The organism is Echinicola arenosa (assembly GCF_014841125.1).
GTDB classification, from domain to species: Bacteria; Bacteroidota; Bacteroidia; order Cytophagales; family Cyclobacteriaceae; genus Echinicola; species Echinicola arenosa.
Window position 1 is genome coordinate 301,346 of the sequence record NZ_JACYTQ010000004.1, and the last position, 18,515, is coordinate 319,860.

Genomic DNA, 18,515 nt, shown 5'->3' on the forward strand with positions numbered 1-18,515 from the left:
GTAATCTATTGGTTTTTAGGTATTTAATTGTTTTCTGTTTTTTCTTTGATAAACTGGCTTGGAGAGGAACCAAAGTGTTTGGCAAAAGCCCGGGTGAAATTATTGGGAATACTATATCCGACCTTATAAGCCGTTTCTGAAATATTGTATTGGCCACTCAATAGGAGTTCAGCGGCTTGGTTCATCCTAAAGGAGGTGACAAAATCGGATGCGGATTTATTGGTCAAGGCTTTGATTTTTCTGTAAAACTGGGAGCGGCTCATATTTAACTGCTCCGCCAGTGAGTCAATGTCCAAGTTTTCGCTTTCTAAATTGGATTCAATTAACTGGCGGGTTTTTTCAAGAAAAGCTGCATCCGTAGCATTGACCGCAATTTTCTTTAATTCGATGGTAGAGCCATTGGAGAAAAGGTCCCGTAAGCGTTTCCGCTGCTCCAGAAGGTTGTGTACCTGAGCCCTCAAAACGGATGTATGAAATGGCTTGGTCACATAGGCATCGGCGCCCGTTTCATAGCCTTCGGTTTTGGCGGTTGCAGATTGCCTAGCAGTCAAGAGGATGATCGGAATATGGCTGGTGCGTTCATCAGTTTTTAATTTTTCACACATCTCCAACCCATTCATGTCCGGCATCATCACATCACTGATGATCAAGTCTGGAATATGGTTTGTTGCACTTGCCAGACCCTCCAAGCCATTGCTGGCAGTGATTACTTGATATTCCTGATTAAAGGTCATTTCCACGTAAGTTCGAATGTCATCGTTATCATCAACCACTAAAATTACAGATCGGTCAGGATCAATATTGTGAGAATCCGGTTCCTTTTTCTCATCGCTCTTGTCTTGAAAAGCATGAGGGGCAGTGTTGGTGTTTATTGCGCTTAAAGTTTCTGATAATGTTGTGTTGTCTGGAAGAAAAACTGAAAAGCTGGAGCCTTTTCCTAAATCACTGTCCACTGTGATTTCGCCACCATGCAGGGCGACTAGCTCTTTGGTGAGACTTAAGCCAATTCCAGAGCCTTTGTACTGCCCATTGTTATTGCTGGCTTGATAGAAAATCCCAAAGATTTTTTCCAATTCTTCTTTAGAGATACCTTGCCCGGTATCTTTTACCTGAATAATTATTCCTTTCTTGGGATGGTTAGTTTCCTTAAGGTCCAGGGTGATTTTTCCTTGATCTGGAGTAAATTTAAAAGCATTGGACAGCAAGTTGTTCAGAACCATGGTGAGCTTGGCCTGATCGAAAGGCATGATCAGTGGTGTGGAGTTGGTGGTGACCTTGAAGAAAATTTGCCGTTGTTTGGCCATTTCTTCAAATGAGGCTGCGAGATTGCGCACAAAGGCTACTAGATCGGAATTTTCCAAATCTAGCTGCAAGTGCCCAGATTCCAGTTTTCTAAAATCCAGCAATTGGTTGACCAGGGCCAATAATTGTTGGGCATTTCTGTGCATCAATTGGTAATACTGCTCGGCCACCTTTTGTTTGGGCTTTTCGGCAATAAGCCTTTCCAGCGGGTCAATGATCAGGGTCAAGGGTGTCCTGAATTCATGGGATACTTCTGTGAAGAAATGAAGCTTGGCTTGGTGTATGGCTTCTTTTTTGCGCAGCTGAATTTTTGAATTCAAGGAACGGTACACGAGCCAGGCCAAGGTGCAAAACAGTATAAAATATATAAGCATTGCCCACCAGCTTAGCCACCAGGGAGGAAGGATTTTGATTCTTAAGGTCGTGGCAGTTTCATTCCAAAGACCATCACTGTTGGCTCCATGGACTTTAAAAATGTAATCTCCTGCAGGAAGGTTGGCGTAGGAAGCCGTAGGCCGAGAAGCATCTGTAAAAATCCAATCCGTATCATACCCCTCCAGCATGTATTTGTATTTGTTACTGCGAGGGTTGGCATAATGCAAAGCTGTAAATTCTAGCATAAAGGTTTTGTCCCACCAAGTCAGTGTAATCTCTTCGGTTGCCAGCAAGGAGTTTTCAAGAATTATCCGGTCATTCACCTTATCGCCTATTTGTACATCTTGGTGCATGACATCGAGTTGTGTCAAAACTACTTTTGGAGGGTAGGGATTGGCTTTGATTTGACTGGGCTGAAAAGATGTCAGACCATTTGATCCACCAAAAAAAAGCATCCCACTGGGAGCATGCTGAAAAGCTGCATTTTGTTTGAACTCATTGCCCTGAAGGCCATCTTGCATGTTGAAGCTTTGCATTTCGCCAGTCTGGGCATTTACTTTTGTCAGTCCTTTGGTGTGACTGACCCAGATGGATCCTTGCGCATCAGCTGCCACGGCTGTGGTAAAGTCGTCTGGAAGTCCGTTTTGCTTGGTGAAGTTTTGAAATTGATTGTTTCTTGGATCCAGTTGACTTAGACCAGCATCTGTGGCCGCCCATATATTTCCCGCTTTGTCTTCCGCCAAGGAATAAATTCGATTACTGAGAATCCCATTTTCATGGCCTATATTTTCAGTATAGTTGGTTATGGTAAACTCCTTCTTGCCTATAAAATTGGGCGGAGGGGAGAGCTTGCTCAGTCCACCCTCTTCTGTAGCCACCCAAAGGTTGTTTTCCTGATCCACCAGCAGGTCCATAATTTGGTTTCCTGCTAATCCCGATGCCTTATTCATACAATGAAATTCATCTAAATAGGGGTCATATAAGGCAAGTCCATTATAAGTACCTACCCAAATGGCACCTTGTTGGTCCTCTGCTATGGCAAATACACTGGGGTGGCACATGTTCAAGCTACAGTTTCTAAACTCATCCTTGGCAGGGTCATAATATACCAGGCCTTTTTTGGTTCCTATCCACACTAAGCCTTGGCTGTCGCAGAATAAATTTCGAATCAACAGGTTGTTGAGGGATTCCTGGCCTACATAGGTATACTTGTTTTCTTTTTTTGAAGGATCAATAATGGTGATTCCATGGTTTTCTGAGCCTACCCAAATTCTGCCTTGATGATCCACCGTCATGGCCCTGGCGACATTGTCAACCAAGCCTTTTCCCGCTGGTCCTTTATAATAATTCACAAAAGGTTTGGTGTTCAGGTCAGCATGGCTGACACCACCAGACTGTGTGCCTACCCACAAATGCTGTTGGTCATCCAAGTAGATGTATTTGGTAATGTTATCTGATAAGGAGGAAGGGTCGTTTTGATCGGCTTGATAAAGAACTGAATCTCCTGTTTGTAGGTCAATCTGCAAAAGTCCATTGGAAGAGGTGGACCATTCATAGGAAGCGTTTGAAGTTCTTTTTACATTATAGCGGTACTGAACATTGATTTTATCGAGGATGTTTTGGGGAGTGTTATCCCTAGGGATTTGGTGAAAGTTTTCCTTTTCATAATTGTAGAGAAACAAATTGTCCCGAGGCTCTACTTCTATCCAAATATTGTTCAAAGAATCGGTTACAATTGCGCTGACCCTGTTGTCTGACAGGGCCGTGGAGTCATTTTCATTGGCTCGGAATACCTTGACATTGTATCCATCATATCGGACAGCACCGCCCCAAGTTCCAAACCACATAAAGCCATATTTGTCTTTGGTGATGGAATAGACGGAATTTTGAGGAAGCCCATCGTTTACTGTAAGGTGTTCAAATTTCAAGTGGGTGTTTTGGCCATATCCCATTTCCCCAATGGACAGAAATAGAGAAAGTAGTACAAATGAGATTTTCAAAATTCGGGACATGTTTGCCGAGTAGTAGATGCCAATGACGAAAATAAAATTTATTTTTTGATATACCATGGGGCACTTACATGCAATGGATTTTGGTTCCATTCAGCTTTCAACCTTATTTAGCAATACCTGTTTGGATTGTTTATTTTTACAACTAGACCAAGGTCAAATAATAACTTTCAAGGAATTTGTAGCCCTGTTTGGTACATCTATAAGGTTTGTGGAGCTAAGGTTCGGTCTTTGGTGACAAAATAATATAGAGTACTTTTTGGGAGGTGTAGATGAATTGTATTTTCGATTCCTATCTTTGTGAAAGATAGTAAAGTTTGTCAGGCTTACTCAAGAATAAGAAAAATCATTAATAATCAACTAAATAAACGAAGTACATCATGGAAAAGAAAGCGGATATTGGCTTGATTGGCCTGGCCGTAATGGGTGAAAACCTGGTTTTGAATATGGAAAGCAAAGGCTTTTCTGTAGCTGTTTATAACAGAACCACAGAAAAGGTAGATAAATTTATCGAGGGTAGAGGTGCTGGAAAGAATTTTATTGGAACGCATAGCATAGAAGAGTTGGTAGGGGCTCTGGCGACTCCTCGCAAGGTGATGATGTTGGTAAAAGCAGGGCAGCCAGTAGATGATTTTATTGAGCAGATCATCCCACATTTGGATCAGGGAGATATCATCATTGACGGAGGAAACTCTTATTTCGAAGATACCATCAGAAGAACCAAATATGTTGAAGGTAAAGGGTTCAAGTTTGTAGGGACAGGTGTGTCAGGTGGAGAAATTGGTGCATTGAGAGGTCCATCAATGATGCCGGGAGGAAGTAAGGAAGCTTGGCCGGAAGTGAAGGAGATTTTTCAGGCAATTGCTGCGAAAGTAGATGATGGTGTACCATGCTGCGATTGGGTAGGCGCTGATGGTGCTGGGCATTTTGTGAAGATGATTCACAATGGTATTGAATATGGTGACATGCAAATCATCACCGAAGCTTACCAGTTTATGAAAGAAGTATTGGGCATGTCCTATGATGAGATGCACGAAACCTTCAAAAAATGGAACAAAGAAGAACTTGATTCTTATTTGATTGAGATCACGGCAGATATCATGGCCTTCAAGGATGAGGATGGCGAGCCGATGGTAGAGAAAATACTGGACACTGCTGGACAGAAAGGAACCGGAAAATGGACGGGCATTGCAGCCATGCACTTGGGAGTTCCTTTGACTTTGATCGGAGAATCCGTTTTCTCTAGATTCTTGTCGGCGCAGTTAGATCTTAGGGCCAAGGCTTCTGAGGTTTTTGAGGCTCCTGAAATCAAGTTTGATGGAGATAAGACCAAGATGTTGGATGATCTTAAAATGGCTTTGTATGGCGCTAAGATTATCTCCTATGCCCAAGGCTATAACCTTTTGATGGAGGCTTCCAAGGAACATGGATGGGACCTGAACTACGGGGCCATTGCCTTGATGTGGAGAGGTGGCTGTATCATACGCTCAGCTTTCTTGGGAGATATCAACAAAGCTTTTGACAAAGCGCCGGATCTTCCTCATTTGCTGTTGGATTCCTTTTTTAGGGATAAGGTACAAGCAGCCCAGCAAGGATGGAGAAATGTTTGTGCAACGGCTATCAGTAATGGTATTCCTGTTCCATCTTTGTCTTCTGCTTTGAGCTATTTTGATGGATTCAGAAGCAAACGCCTACCGGCTAACTTGCTTCAGGCACAAAGAGACTACTTCGGAGCGCATACCTATGAGCGGGTAGATAAGCCAAGGGGAGAATTCTTCCATACCAATTGGACAGGCGAAGGAGCCGATACTGTATCTACTGCCTATAACAGCTAGTGGCTTAGGGTTGTCCTGATAAAGTAATTATAAATTTAAGAAAAGGATCAGGCTCAATTGAGCTTGGTCCTTTTTCTATTGAAATCATTTAAAGCTCAGACCTTCAAAAATGTTTGACTTAATTGGTAAATAAAATTTTCTGATTATCCGCTATGATGCCAGTAACCATACCTCCTTTGCTCAAGTGGTCGGAAGCCTGTCTAACTGCCAGGTAGAACTGAAGTCTGAAGACCGAAGCGGTCAATACTTTAATAAAAAGGGTCGTTTCTATTCGCTTTTGATCTTTACTGATAAAATTGCGGATATACCTATAAAATTTTTATAAGATAATGACCTGAAAAGATTAAAAAAACCTCATTCTTAATCCTGTATTTTTCTTTATCAAGAGGCTAAGCTTTGTCTTTCAGCTTCATAACAGTGCAGAACGGTTTTAGGTAATTTTTGCCATAATTTGTTCAGGCATTCAGTCTTCACAATATTAATAACTCAGTTAGAAGTGAAGGCTGTTAGACTTAATTAGAGGTATCAATGGTCTTGGAATCTTACCATCAATAATTGGTGGTGTTTTTTTGATGCTGCTATCCAGTTCAATCCCAAAATAATCAATTATGAAAAAAATTTATGGAAATTTAAAGTGTTTAACGATCCTTGCTTTATCGTTGATCCTTATCACATCCTGCAAGGAGGATGAAATGGAACCAGTTGAACCAACGGCAGGTTTCACGACAGCTACGAATGAATTGATGGCTACTTTTACCAATTCTTCAGAAAATGTCACTTCTTATTCTTGGAATTTTGGTGATGGCAATACTTCCACAGAGGAGAGTCCAAGCCATAGTTATGAGGCAGCAGGAATCTATACTGTTGTTTTAACGGCTAAAGGCGCGAATGGAAAAATAGTGGAAGCAGACGAGGACATTACCATTATCGAGAATCTAAAGGCAGGCTATACTTTTGAGAAAGAATACCTGATGGTAACTTTTGCCAATACCTCCGAAAATGCAGTGACTTATTCTTGGGATTTTGGTGATGGCAATACTTCCACTGAAGAGAGTCCAATCCATACCTATGAGACTGCGGGAACCTATACAGTCGTTTTGAATGCTACGGCCCAAGGGGGGACAACTGTGGAGACCAGCCAAGAGTTAACAGTTGTGGGGCCTCCATTGGCAGATTATACTTTTGAGGATGAAGGCCTGACGGTAAACTTTACCAATATATCTGAAAACGTGGTGACTTATTCCTGGGATTTTGGTGATGGTAATACTTCCACAGAAGAAAGTCCCAGTCATACCTATGCAGCAGAGGGGACTTATACCGTTGTTTTGACTGCCACTAGTGAAGACGGCATCGTAGTAGAAACCAGTCAGGATATAACTGTGGAAATTCCGGTAGATACTTCACTTTATACGATTGTGTTTGTTACCGATGATGCCTTGGATGATGATCAGATTGGATGGTTAGAGGATAAGGGTTTTAATGTTGTCAGATATTACAATCCTACCCTCAGTACAGCTCCCCAAGAGGATATAGATATGCTCAATGCGGCGGATTTGGTTATCATTGGACGTAGTGGTAATTCTGGGGACTTTGATGGAAACGATAAAATTGCCTGGAACGCTATTACTACTCCTCTGATACTGAATTCCCAATGGGGTGCCAGGAATAATCGTTTGAACTGGTTTGATAATGCTGGGAGTCCTGCTGCTTATAACCCTGAAGGAGGAGAAGTAGTTCGTGCGCTGATACAACAAACCGACGATATGGCTTTTGATGAAGTTACTATCGGTGAAGATAATTTACTCCCTTGGTTGGCTACACCTGTGAACTTGCTTTATGTCAACACGGCTACCAATGGTCAAGTATTGGCTACGAGCGCTGCAGGTGATGGAGGCAGTACAGAAGGAGGGGCCATGCTGTTTGTTCGCTTTGAAACAGGAACAGAGTTTTATGCTGGAGCAGGTGAGTCCGCTGCTGGGCCAAGAACTTACTTTGGCTTTGGAGCTGATGAGGGTGGAGTTTCTTACTATTGGCAGCTAACTGATGAGGCGAAAGCAGTTTACTTTGAAGAAATAATCAGATTGGTTTTGATGTAAATGTAGTTCCCTAGTTGGGGTCAGAAGAATCCGTGCTTTTATTGCCTATGATTTAGGTGATAAAGGTGCGGATTTTAGATTTTATGCCTATCCATGATTATGCAGATGCCAGTTGCTTGAGAATTTAAATTGGTTCCTGCAAAACGCGCTTACACCCGTAGATTTTGTGAGACTAAAGAAAGGGGGTGTTACAGTTTGAAAATGCCAATGCGACCCATAAGGCAAAACTGGGCTTACTGTCTGTATTTGAAAGGGAGAGCAGGGGATTGCAGAAATATCAAAAGAGATTTAAAGCCTGCTAAGAAGTAAGAAAGCGACACTTTTGGTGGGCTTTTATTTTTTTCGGATCGAAATTGACTGTACCGTAGTGCAAAATTAGTATTAGGTTGGGTTAAAATTTGTCAATTACCGAATATAGGTCGATTGACCAAGCTAATCGATTTAGTAATGGGTTTAACTGTGTTTTATGAATGAAATAAGTGAAATCCACCTAAATATTATCAGCGTTTTTCTTTGGAATGTAATGAAATATTTGCATTTGAATAATTGTATAAAGCACACTATACCAGTATAAACCATAACACTTATTGGGAGCTACTTTTTTAAATTTCGTGTATATCCCAAAATGTAAAACTTTTATGATGCGGCGATTGGCTTTCTTGTTCAAGGGGTTGATCCAGAGCAGTAAGGGCTAATTACTAGGGAGAAGTTGATTAACAAAACCTCAATAATCTATGAACAATTTTACAAAACTGCTTTTGGCGTGTTTTTGTTTGTCAGGCGTTTTCTTGGTGGGTTGCCAAGAGGAGTTTGATGAGTATTATGCCAGACCAGAGGGCTTAGAAGGTCCGATCTATCAAGTTTTGTCTGATTCCGTCCGGTTTCGGGGGAATTTCGACCATTATTTGGCATTGGTAGAGAAGGCAGGCTATAAGCAAACGCTTAGCTCAGCAGGATATTGGACTGCTTTTGCTCCCAATGATGAAGCTTTTGAGCTTTATTTCCAACAAAACAATATCAATGGTGTCGAGGATATCAGTGATGAAAAGGCCCGCGACATTGTTTCCTACTCTTTGGTTTACAACGCCTACAATCTTTCGGATTTATCTTATTATCAAACTGGTCCACAGAGGGATACCCTTTCGGCTTCCTTTCGTAGAAAAACTGCCTATTACAAAGGAGTATTTCAGGAAATGGTAGAAGGAGAAGCGTTTGATGTAGTTGCTGCTAACCGGAATGGTATCGGTACTTATAATTTGGATGACAATAACAATAAGTACTTGCCCTATTTTTTACAGCATTACCTGGATCGCCTGGACTTAACTGCCGATGATATTGAAGGGTTTTATGATCGTCCGTTTTCCGGTGCCCAGGTTGCTGGGGCAAATATTGTTCAGAGCAATGTCATCGCTGAGAATGGTTATGTTCATGTGGTAGATCGTGTCATTGAGCCTATGCAAAATATAGCCGATTACCTTTCGGACAATCCCAAATACAGTTTGTTTAAATCCATTGTGGAAATGGAGTTTAGAAACCGTCAGAACAATACTGCCGTCAGTTATGATGCGAACTCTTATCCTGAATTGACGGAACGTTTTGCGCCTGTCTATGATCTGTCGGGACCGGTATATGTCAAGGCCTATACAGGTTCATATGCTTTTGCACCCAATAACGAAAACTTCCTTAGCGGTGGAAATGATGCCCAGTCAGATAGCTGGACACTTTTTGCTCCTGAAAATGAGCCTTTGCAGCAATTTTTGGATGAGGTACTTTTGGAATATTATGGCGAATTGGCCAATGTGCCTGATCCGATTTTGTTTGATTTTGTGAACATGCACATGTGGCAATCTACCATGTGGCCAAGCCGATTTGAGTTATACACCAACTTGCTTAATGAAGAGGTTCGATTTGATCCGAATGCCGACATTACTGATCAGAAAGTATTGAGTAATGGTCTGTTTTATGGGACCAGTAAGGTACAAGAAGGAAACTTCTTCTTCACCGTTTACAGTCGTCCCTACTTGGATCCGCAGTACAGCATCATGAGGACACTGTTGGACAGTTACCGATTTACCATATCCGACCCAGGACAAAGCTTTGCTTTACTGATGATGTCAAACCAGCAGCTAAATGATGCCGGATTCGAGTATGATCCCGGGGCCAGAAATCAGTGGACTTATAACGGAGAGGCCAACCAAGCTTATGAGCGCTTGATCAGAATGGTAGAGTTGAGCATTATTAAATTAAGCAACCCTGAAGAACTCAATGATATTTCAGGTTCAGGAATTTTGGAGACCTATGGAGGGGAATATATCCGATATGAAAACGGTGAGTTTGTCGCCTCAGGAAATGTAGATAGTGGAGAGCCAGTAGGTGTAAACCAAGATGAAACTTACACGGCTAATAATGGGGTCGATTTCTACACAGATGGATTGCTGACTTACACCGAAAAAGTGCTTTCAGAGAAGATTTTGGAAACTCCTCAGTTTTCAAAGTTTGCAGAATACCTTTCCAATTCCAGTATTTATGATCCCAATACCCTGCAGATCGAAGGGGTTTCTCCGGGACAGTTTTTTACTGTATTGATTCCTTCTAACGACGCTATGGATGCTGCCATCGCAGATGGCAAAATACCAGCAGACCCTTATACGTCCGACTCGGAAGAAATGTATAGTATTGCCACTTTTCTCAAATACCACTTTGTACCTAGGGAAATTATTGTTCCTGATGGGAAGAAGATTGTAAGTGAAGATGGAGAAGATTACTCCACGCTATTCGCAACCGTTGAAGGTGAGATCAAAAAAGTGATCATCGACAACAGTGCCAATGGTTTTCAGCCGCCATACACCATGACGGTGACAGATGAAAAAGGTAATGTAGCCAATGTGAATATCCCTAACAGCAATATACTGGGAAGTTATGCAGTGCTACATGAAATAGATCGAGTATTAGAAACTAACTAACCCCAAAAACCAAAATATTTCTTATGCAAAATTTTACCAAGAAACTGTTGTGGTTTGTCATGGGGCTGACCTTGATGTACACAGGGGCGAATGGCCAGCAACAGCAGGCGCAGACCTTGGAAATTGTCAAAGGACAGGTCATTGACAAAGATGATCGGGTATCGATCATTGGTGCCACTGTTGTAGAAGTGGATAGTGATGAACGGACACTTAGAGGAGTGGCTACTGATGTAAATGGTAACTTTTCCCTCAGAGTATCCAGCAAACAAAATAGAATCAGGGTGTCTTTTATCGGATATAAAACGATTACCGTGCCGATCAATGGTCGTTCAGAAATCAACCTTGAATTAGAATTTGATGTCAGTGAGCTGGATGTGGCAGAAGTGACCGCGGAGAAGATGATCGATCAGGGAATGATGAAAATAGACGAGCGTGACCTGACTTCTTCTTCTACCCGAGTAGACGCAGAGCTTTTGAAGGAAATGTCTGCACTGTCCATTGACCAAGCACTTCAAGGAAGAATGGCCGGTGTGGATATCGTGTCCAATTCCGGTGATCCGGGAGCAGGAATGTCCATCCGGATCCGTGGTACGACTTCCATCAATGGTTCCTCAGAGCCTTTGATCGTGGTAGATGGTATTCCTTTCCAGACTGAGACTTCCAATTTTGACTTTGCCAATGCCAATGAGCAGCAATATGCGCAGCTCTTGAATGTGGCTCCTTCCGATATTGAATCGATTACAGTACTGAGGGATGCTGCAGCAACTGCTTTATGGGGATCCAGAGGTTCCAATGGGGTATTGGTGATCACCACCAAAAGAGGTTCAAAAGGAAAGCCAACGGTAACTTACAGTTTCAGAGGCTCAGTTACCAAACAGCCTGATCAAATCCCGATGTTGAATGGCGATCAATATTCTACTTTGATTGCGGAGGGATATATGAACAGCTTTGGAGTACCCTTGAATATCAATGCCAATAAGGAGTTTTCTTATGATCCATACGATCCCTATTACTTTTACAATTACAGCAATAACACGGACTGGATTGATCAAATTACCCAGTTGGGCCATATGACCGACCATAATATTGCCCTCTCAGGTGGTGGAGAAAAGACCCGATATAGGGTGTCGGTAAATAAAAATGGATCTGTCGGTACGACCAAAGGAACGGGCTTTGACCGCTTTGCTACAAGAATTGGACTGGACTATTTGGTCTCAAAAAAGATCCGAATCATGACAGACCTTTCTTATACCAATTCAGAGACAACCAGAAACTGGAGAAATAACCTTCGTTCTGTGGCTTATGAGAAAATGCCTAACATGTCTGTCTACGAATACGATATGTTTGGTAATCTAACACCGAACTATTTCTCTCCTGAGTCCAATATCCAAGGGTCTTTTTCTGGAACCTATAATCCATTGGCCATGGCTGAAGAAGCCTCAAATGTTTCCGAGAGTAACAGGATCATTCCTAAATTTACTTTGCAGTATCATATCCGGCCTGACCTGATGTTCCAGTCCGATGTGGCTTTTGATATCAACAATACCAAATCATATGATTTCTTGCCACAGGTGGCGACAGGTTTACCGCTGAACAACCAGAGTGTCAATGCGGCCTCCAATTCTGATTATGAAAACTTGATTACCCAGACCTTCAGTAAACTATACTATACCCCAGATTTAGGTGAAGATCATAGTTTGATGGGTTTATTGATGTTTACGACTTATGAAGTAAGGAGTGATGGATATTATGTGGGGACCACCAATGCCCCGTCGTCGTTTTTGCAAGATCCTTCCTCGGTGACCAGAACAGATAATATTTCCCTTTCTTCCTCTACCAGTCAATCCAGGGCCATTGGTATGTTGGCCAATGTGCAGTATGGACTAATGGACAGGTACATTATCAATGCCTCTTTACGAAGGGATGGAAGTTCTAAATTTGGTACCAATAACAGATGGGGAACTTTCCCTAGTATTTCCGGTAGATGGAGAATTTCAGGTGAGCCATTTATGCAGGATCAAAGCTTGATCAATGAATTGAGCTTGAGGGCCAGTTATGGTGAAAGCGGAAATACGCCAAGATCCAACTATTCGCATTTTAGTACTTTCTCCAATTTGAACTGGAATTACTTGGGAGAAACGGGTGTGGTGCCAGATAATTTGGAATTGACCAATTATAAATGGGAAAGCGTTGGACAAACCAATTTTGGTTTGAACTTGGAGATGTTCCAAAGCAGGTTGATTGTAGGATTGGACGTTTACCGCAAACGTACAAAAGACTTGTTCTTTGATAATCTCAGGATTCCAAGCTCTTCTGGGTTTTCTTCCATTGACATGAATATCGGAACCATGGACAATAAGGGTTGGGAGCTTTCAGTTTTCACCACACCATACAGAAAAGGTGACCTGAAAATTGACTTTGACTTCAATGTGGCCAGAAATGAAAACATTATCCAGGAAATCTCGGATCTCTATCAGACGGATAACCTGGAGGCCATGCAGTCCAATGGTAATTATTTTGTGACCATTCAAGAGGGCAATCCGCTGGGCTCTTTCTATGGGTTCAAATACAAGGGAGTTTACAAAGATGGTGAATCGACCATTGCGAGGGATGCCAATGGTAATGTGATTACCGGTCCCAACGGCGATGTCGTGCAGATGATGTTCAACTATCCTAACATCGCTTATGAATTCCAGCCTGGAGATGCCATGTATGAAGATATCAACCATGATGGCAATATTGATTATAGGGACATTGTTTGGTTGGGAGATGCCAATCCAAAGTTGACCGGTGGTTTTGGCCCAAGAATCACTTATAAAAACCTTCAAATTTCTGGTTATTTCAACTTCCGCTATGGAGCGGATATTGTGAACCGGACCAAAATGCTTACAGAAAACATGTATGGCTATGAAAACCAGAATACAGCGGTACTGAACCGTTGGAGAAGGCCTGGTGATGAGACAGATATGCCAAGGGCATTGATCAGAACAGGTTATAACTGGCTGGGCTCAGATCGGTATGTGGAGGATGGTTCTTTTATGAGATTTAGGACCCTTACCGTTCGTTACAACATGCCAAGTGAGTTTTTGGATAAAATCAAATTAAAAGACCTGAGCTTCTATGTGACGGCAGAAAACCTCTTTACTTGGACAAGTTATACTGGTCAGGATCCAGAGGTAGGCTTGATGAGTTCCAATGCCAACAGGCTTTTCCAGGTAGGCTATGACGAGGCCAGGACTCCCCCATCCAAGACATTTACTTTAGGTATCAATGCGCGGTTCTAATTTGATCATTAAAAGGAGAAAATCATGTTAAAGAGATATATATCATACACATTGCTCGTTCTGATGACCATCGTAGGGTCGGCCTGTGACAGTTGGCTGGACCTTCGTCCCGTAAATGGAGTGGTCAAGCAGGATTTTTGGCAAACCAAAGAACAAGTTCGTTCAGCGCTTTTCGGTGCTTATGCATCCTTAAATGGAAATTACCGTGGCTACCAGCTTACAGAGAGGATGTTTCTCTTGGGTGAGCTCAGAGGTTATATGGTGGCACTGAATACCGGGGCTAACTACAACGATACACAAATCATATTCGGAAATATTCAAGCCACCAACCCACTGGCGGATTGGAGCGGATTCTATGGTACCATCAACCTATGTAATAATGTTATAGAAAATGGACCCCAAGCACTGGAAACGGACCAGACTTTTCAAGTGGAAGACCTCAATAATTATGTGGCAGAAGCTAGAGGCCTGAGAGCCTTGATGTACTTCTACTTGGTAAGAAGTTTTGGAGAGGTTCCTTTGGTGACGGATGCCATTGACAGCGATGAAGATGAATTGACCATGCCTAAGTCAAGTCAGGAAGAAGTTCTTGCCCAGATATTGGAAGACCTTGATTTGGCTGAAGGGGACATCTATGAATCCCATGAAACTACAGCCGCTTCCAAAGGCAGGATGACCAAATATGCGATCAATGCACTGCAGGCGGATGTTCATTTGTGGATGGAAAATTATGAAGAAGCAGTGGTTGCTGCAGACAAAGTACTGGCAGGACCATACAGTTTGGTGGAACAGGAGAGTTGGCTGAGAGAACTTTTTGTAGAAGGGAATTCTACAGAGAGTATTTTCGAAATACAATATGAATCTCCCCAGAACAATGCTTTTTTCAATATGTTCAGCACGGTACAGGGTAGAAGGTTTTTGGCTTATCCTTCTGTGTTAGAAGATACTTATGGCTTCGACATCAATTTTCCAGAAGAGATCGATGCAAGAAGTATCGATGTCACTTTGAAATCCAGTGGTGAAATCTGGAAGTATATTGGTTTGGGAGAGACTCAGCGTCGCCAAGCCACAGATTCCTATGCCAATTGGATTGTTTACCGACTTGCTGATGTGATGTTGATGAAAGCCGAAGGCCTCTCCCAAATTGGCAGAGGAGAAGAGGCACTAGAGATCATCCAAACCATCAGAGAAAGAGGCGGTGCTGTGGAGGCTACGGAAGAAAGTCCTTCTGCATCAAGCTCCAATGATATCGTACGCTATGTTTTAGCAGAGCGAGCTAGAGAGTTGGCTTTTGAAGGAAAGCGCTGGTTTGATTTGCTCAGGGTATCCAAGATGGACAACTACTCCAATCTGGATTTAATGTTGAACGCGGCCATTACCAATGCCCCTGAGACTAATTTAAACTCTATTTTGAACCAAATGCGGGATACACGAAGCCATTATCTACCAGTTTATTTTCTGGAGTTGGATGCAAACCCTGAATTAGTTCAAAATCCATACTATATCCAATAAACCTAAAATAACTGCAGATGAATACTACATATATAACATCGAATTGGAGCAGGTGGACAGGCTTCCTTGCATCAGTGCTGTTCTTGGGATTGATCAGCTGTGATTTTGAACCACCCTCCAATATCAATATCACTGATGATACCAATATCAGTGGATACTTGCGACAAAATCCCGATGACTATTCCAGTCTTTCCAGAATTTTGGAGATCTCCAATACTGAAGGGTATCTGGGAGCTTATGGAACGTATACCTTTTTTGCCCCAAACAATGAGGCAGTTGATGTCTATTTGAGCGATAATGGATTGAGTTTGGATGGTTTGAGTGAGGAAGAGGCCAAAGATATCGTCCGTTACCACTTGTTAACGGATACCATCTCTACAGCCAATTTCACAGATGGTAAATTACCAATTCCGACCGAATACGGTAAGTATTTGGTGACAGGTGCTGAATTTGTGGATGGCCAAACTTCTATCCGTGTAAACCGTCAGGCCAATATTTTACAAAGCAATATCAAGTTAGGGAATGGGATCATGCATGCCATTGATAATGTATTGTCACCACCTACCAAGACAGCGGCGCTTTGGCTGGAAGACAAGCAAGAATATTCCATTTTTTCTGCCGCACTGAAGTCTACGGGATGGTATGATATTTTGAATAGGGAGGAAGAAGGCGTTTGGTATACTGTAATGGCTGAATCCGATGAAACTTTTGCATCAGCGGGTTTTGATAGCTATGCAGCATTGGAGGATCGTTACTCCCATTTGGGAGAACCCAGCAATCCTGCTGATAGTTTGAATTTGTTTATGGCTTACCATATTCTGCCCAATATCAAATATATAGCTGATTTGGTGACCGCAACAGCGCATCAAACGGAAGCACCTCAGGAAGTGATTACCATTAAATTAAAAGGAGAAGAAGTGCTGGTCAATGAAGATGTTTTCTTCGGGGTGCTCGAGCCTGGGTCTCCAATTATTCGCCCGGAGAGTGACAATTCGGTAACCAATGGGGTGGTTCATAAAGTGGAAGAGCATTACGCGATTAAGTTGAGAGCCCCAACAGCAGTGTATTGGGATGTGGCCGATCAGCCTGAAATCAGGCAGTTGACACAATATTTCAGGGTGCCGGGTGCTCCAAACTATACCTTTAAATTAGGCGAACTTTCTAAAATGACTTGGGGAGGTAATTACGTAGATGCCATGGTGAATTATATCCCGCCTAGTTTAAATGAAATTTATTACAGTAATGGTGATTTCATGAAAATTGAGATCCAAGGAAACCGATTGAACATGGTTCAGTTCACGACTCCTGTATTGGTTAAGGGGCGATACAAAGTTTGGGTGTGCCACTACGGTGACAAATGGAACAATGGAAGCGAGCTGAAAATGACATTTGATGGTGAAGACGTTCCAGGTGCAAGATTATTGGATACCCGTATCAAAGCTCCTTCAGGAATGAATGAGGATGAGTTGGAGTCCAGAGGCTGGAAAGAATACCTGACGGCTGGATCCAATGGCGGAAGAATAATGGGCCGATTCATTGGTACCATAGATGTGCAGACTACCGGCGAACATATCCTTCAGTTTGATAGGATCACTGGTATTGGACGTAGTAATGGAGGACTTTGGCTGGATATGATCCATTTTATTCCGGAAGGGGATGATCAAATCTATCCGAAATTTGCCCTGGATGGCTCATTGGTGTACGAAGATGATGAAGATTAAGATATCTTCTAAAAGTCTAAAGTCCTATAATTTTCAAATAGCAACAAAATGATAAGAAAATATAAAAACCACCTGCTAGTGATGCTTTTCATTGGTCTGAGCGCATGCTCAGACCAATGGGAGGAGCATAATGGCGCAGCGCAGGATTTGAACAATAACTTGGTGCAGCTGATCCGTTCGGATGCAGACCTCAGTACCTTTGCAGATCTTTTGGAGGAATCTGGCTTGGATAAGCAATTGGCCTCCGGATCTTATACCGTATGGGCTCCAACCAATGCGGCCCTTGAAGGATTGCCTGCTACCATCACGGGAGATCAAGCATCCCTGAAGCTTTTTGTAGGAAACCATATCGGCTATCAGGAAAACCTGAGCTATCAAGCGGCGGATGCTCCTGTGCGGGTGAAAATGATTAATGGGAAAGTAAGTGTCCTTGAGGAAAATAGCATTACCTCAGTTGATGAATCAGCTTCCTTTGAATCGGCTGACCGTTTGGCAAAAAATGGGGTGCTATATAAAGTAGATGCTTATATGCTCCCCAAGAAGAACATTTGGGAGATTGTGAAGGAGGAAAGTGATAACCCAGTAAGTCAATTGATTTTGAGCATGTCCGTGACCGATGAGCTGACCATGGAGACTTACAATTACTTCCAGTATGATGTGGCAGACCTGAGTAACGAGGACTCGACCTATACTTTCATCATGTTAGATGAGGCGGCTTATGGAAGTTTCCAGACGGAAATGGAGCCTTATTTCAAGGATACCCTTCCGGATGAAATGTCCATCCCACTTTCTTTGGGTTTGACCAAGGATTTGGTGTTTACCACGGCATATTATGACAATGTGCCGGATACCATCCTTTCGGTGGATAGCGTTAAAGTAGCTTTTAACGCAGACAATGTGGTTCGTCAAATTAATGCTTCGAACGGCGTGGTCTACGTGATGAATGATTTTGATTATAAGTTATCGGATAAGATTCCTGAGATTAAAATTGAAGGAGAATATTATGATGCCATCAGCGGCAGCTCTGGTCCGGTAAATGTCAGGGCCAGATCATGGGCTTCCAATAAGCGGGATTTATTGGTGTATAATCACAGCACGCCTTCTTATCATGTAACCTATGATGTGCCACAAGCTCACTCTACGAAGTACCAGATTTATTGGGTAGCCAACAATGATGATTACTGGCCAAGAAACAACTGGCAGAGCATCGCGATAGACTCGGTCAGCAACCTTCCTTACGGCAACAAGATGGTGGAGTTCAATAACCTCGAAGAGGTGTTTATTGGGGAGCATGAAGTGCAAAACTATGGACAGCTGAAGCTGATCCTGAAGGCGGAATCTACCTCAAATAATGACTGGAACACTTTGGTTCTGGATTACCTGAAATTAGTTCCAGTATTTGAATAAACCCAAAATCA

8 protein-coding genes are annotated in these 18,515 nt (G+C 42.4%); 7 read left to right on the top strand and 1 reads right to left on the bottom strand.

The genetic code is table 11. The features are described 5' to 3' along the window. Positions 1-23 precede the first annotated feature (23 nt). Positions 24-3,689, bottom strand: a complete 3,666-nt coding sequence (locus tag IFO69_RS13535; RefSeq protein ID WP_192010656.1) for a hybrid sensor histidine kinase/response regulator transcription factor — start codon at positions 3,687-3,689, stop codon at positions 24-26. A gap of 377 nt (positions 3,690-4,066) precedes the next feature. On the opposite strand from IFO69_RS13535, the gene gnd reads away from it, so the two are divergent. From gnd to IFO69_RS13570, 7 genes are all read left to right on the top strand, one after another. Next, complete coding sequence (gene gnd, locus IFO69_RS13540; RefSeq protein WP_192010657.1) at positions 4,067-5,521, top strand: decarboxylating NADP(+)-dependent phosphogluconate dehydrogenase; 1,455 nt, start codon at positions 4,067-4,069, stop codon at positions 5,519-5,521. A 608-nt stretch (positions 5,522-6,129) separates the two neighbouring features. Beyond that, positions 6,130-7,617 (top strand): PKD domain-containing protein, encoded by a 1,488-nt coding sequence (locus IFO69_RS21805; RefSeq protein WP_192010658.1) that lies wholly within the window; start codon positions 6,130-6,132, stop codon positions 7,615-7,617. Positions 7,618-8,351: 734 nt separating this feature from the next. Further along, on the top strand, positions 8,352-10,580 hold the full coding sequence (locus IFO69_RS13550; RefSeq protein ID WP_192010659.1) for a fasciclin domain-containing protein: 2,229 nt from the start codon (positions 8,352-8,354) through the stop codon (positions 10,578-10,580). 23 nt (positions 10,581-10,603) lie between these two features. After that, positions 10,604-13,864 carry a SusC/RagA family TonB-linked outer membrane protein gene (locus IFO69_RS13555; RefSeq protein WP_192010660.1) on the top strand — a complete coding sequence of 1,087 codons (3,261 nt, stop codon included), beginning with the start codon at positions 10,604-10,606 and terminating at the stop codon, positions 13,862-13,864. A gap of 24 nt (positions 13,865-13,888) precedes the next feature. Then, positions 13,889-15,376: a RagB/SusD family nutrient uptake outer membrane protein gene (locus tag IFO69_RS13560; protein WP_192010661.1), complete on the top strand. Its 1,488-nt coding sequence runs from the start codon at positions 13,889-13,891 to the stop codon at positions 15,374-15,376. A 17-nt stretch (positions 15,377-15,393) separates the two neighbouring features. Next, positions 15,394-17,097 (top strand): fasciclin domain-containing protein, encoded by a 1,704-nt coding sequence (locus IFO69_RS13565; protein ID WP_192010662.1) that lies wholly within the window; start codon positions 15,394-15,396, stop codon positions 17,095-17,097. 48 nt (positions 17,098-17,145) lie between these two features. Continuing rightward, positions 17,146-18,504, top strand: coding sequence for a fasciclin domain-containing protein (locus IFO69_RS13570; protein WP_192010663.1), 1,359 nt, complete (start codon positions 17,146-17,148; stop codon positions 18,502-18,504). Positions 18,505-18,515: the final 11 nt, after the last annotated feature.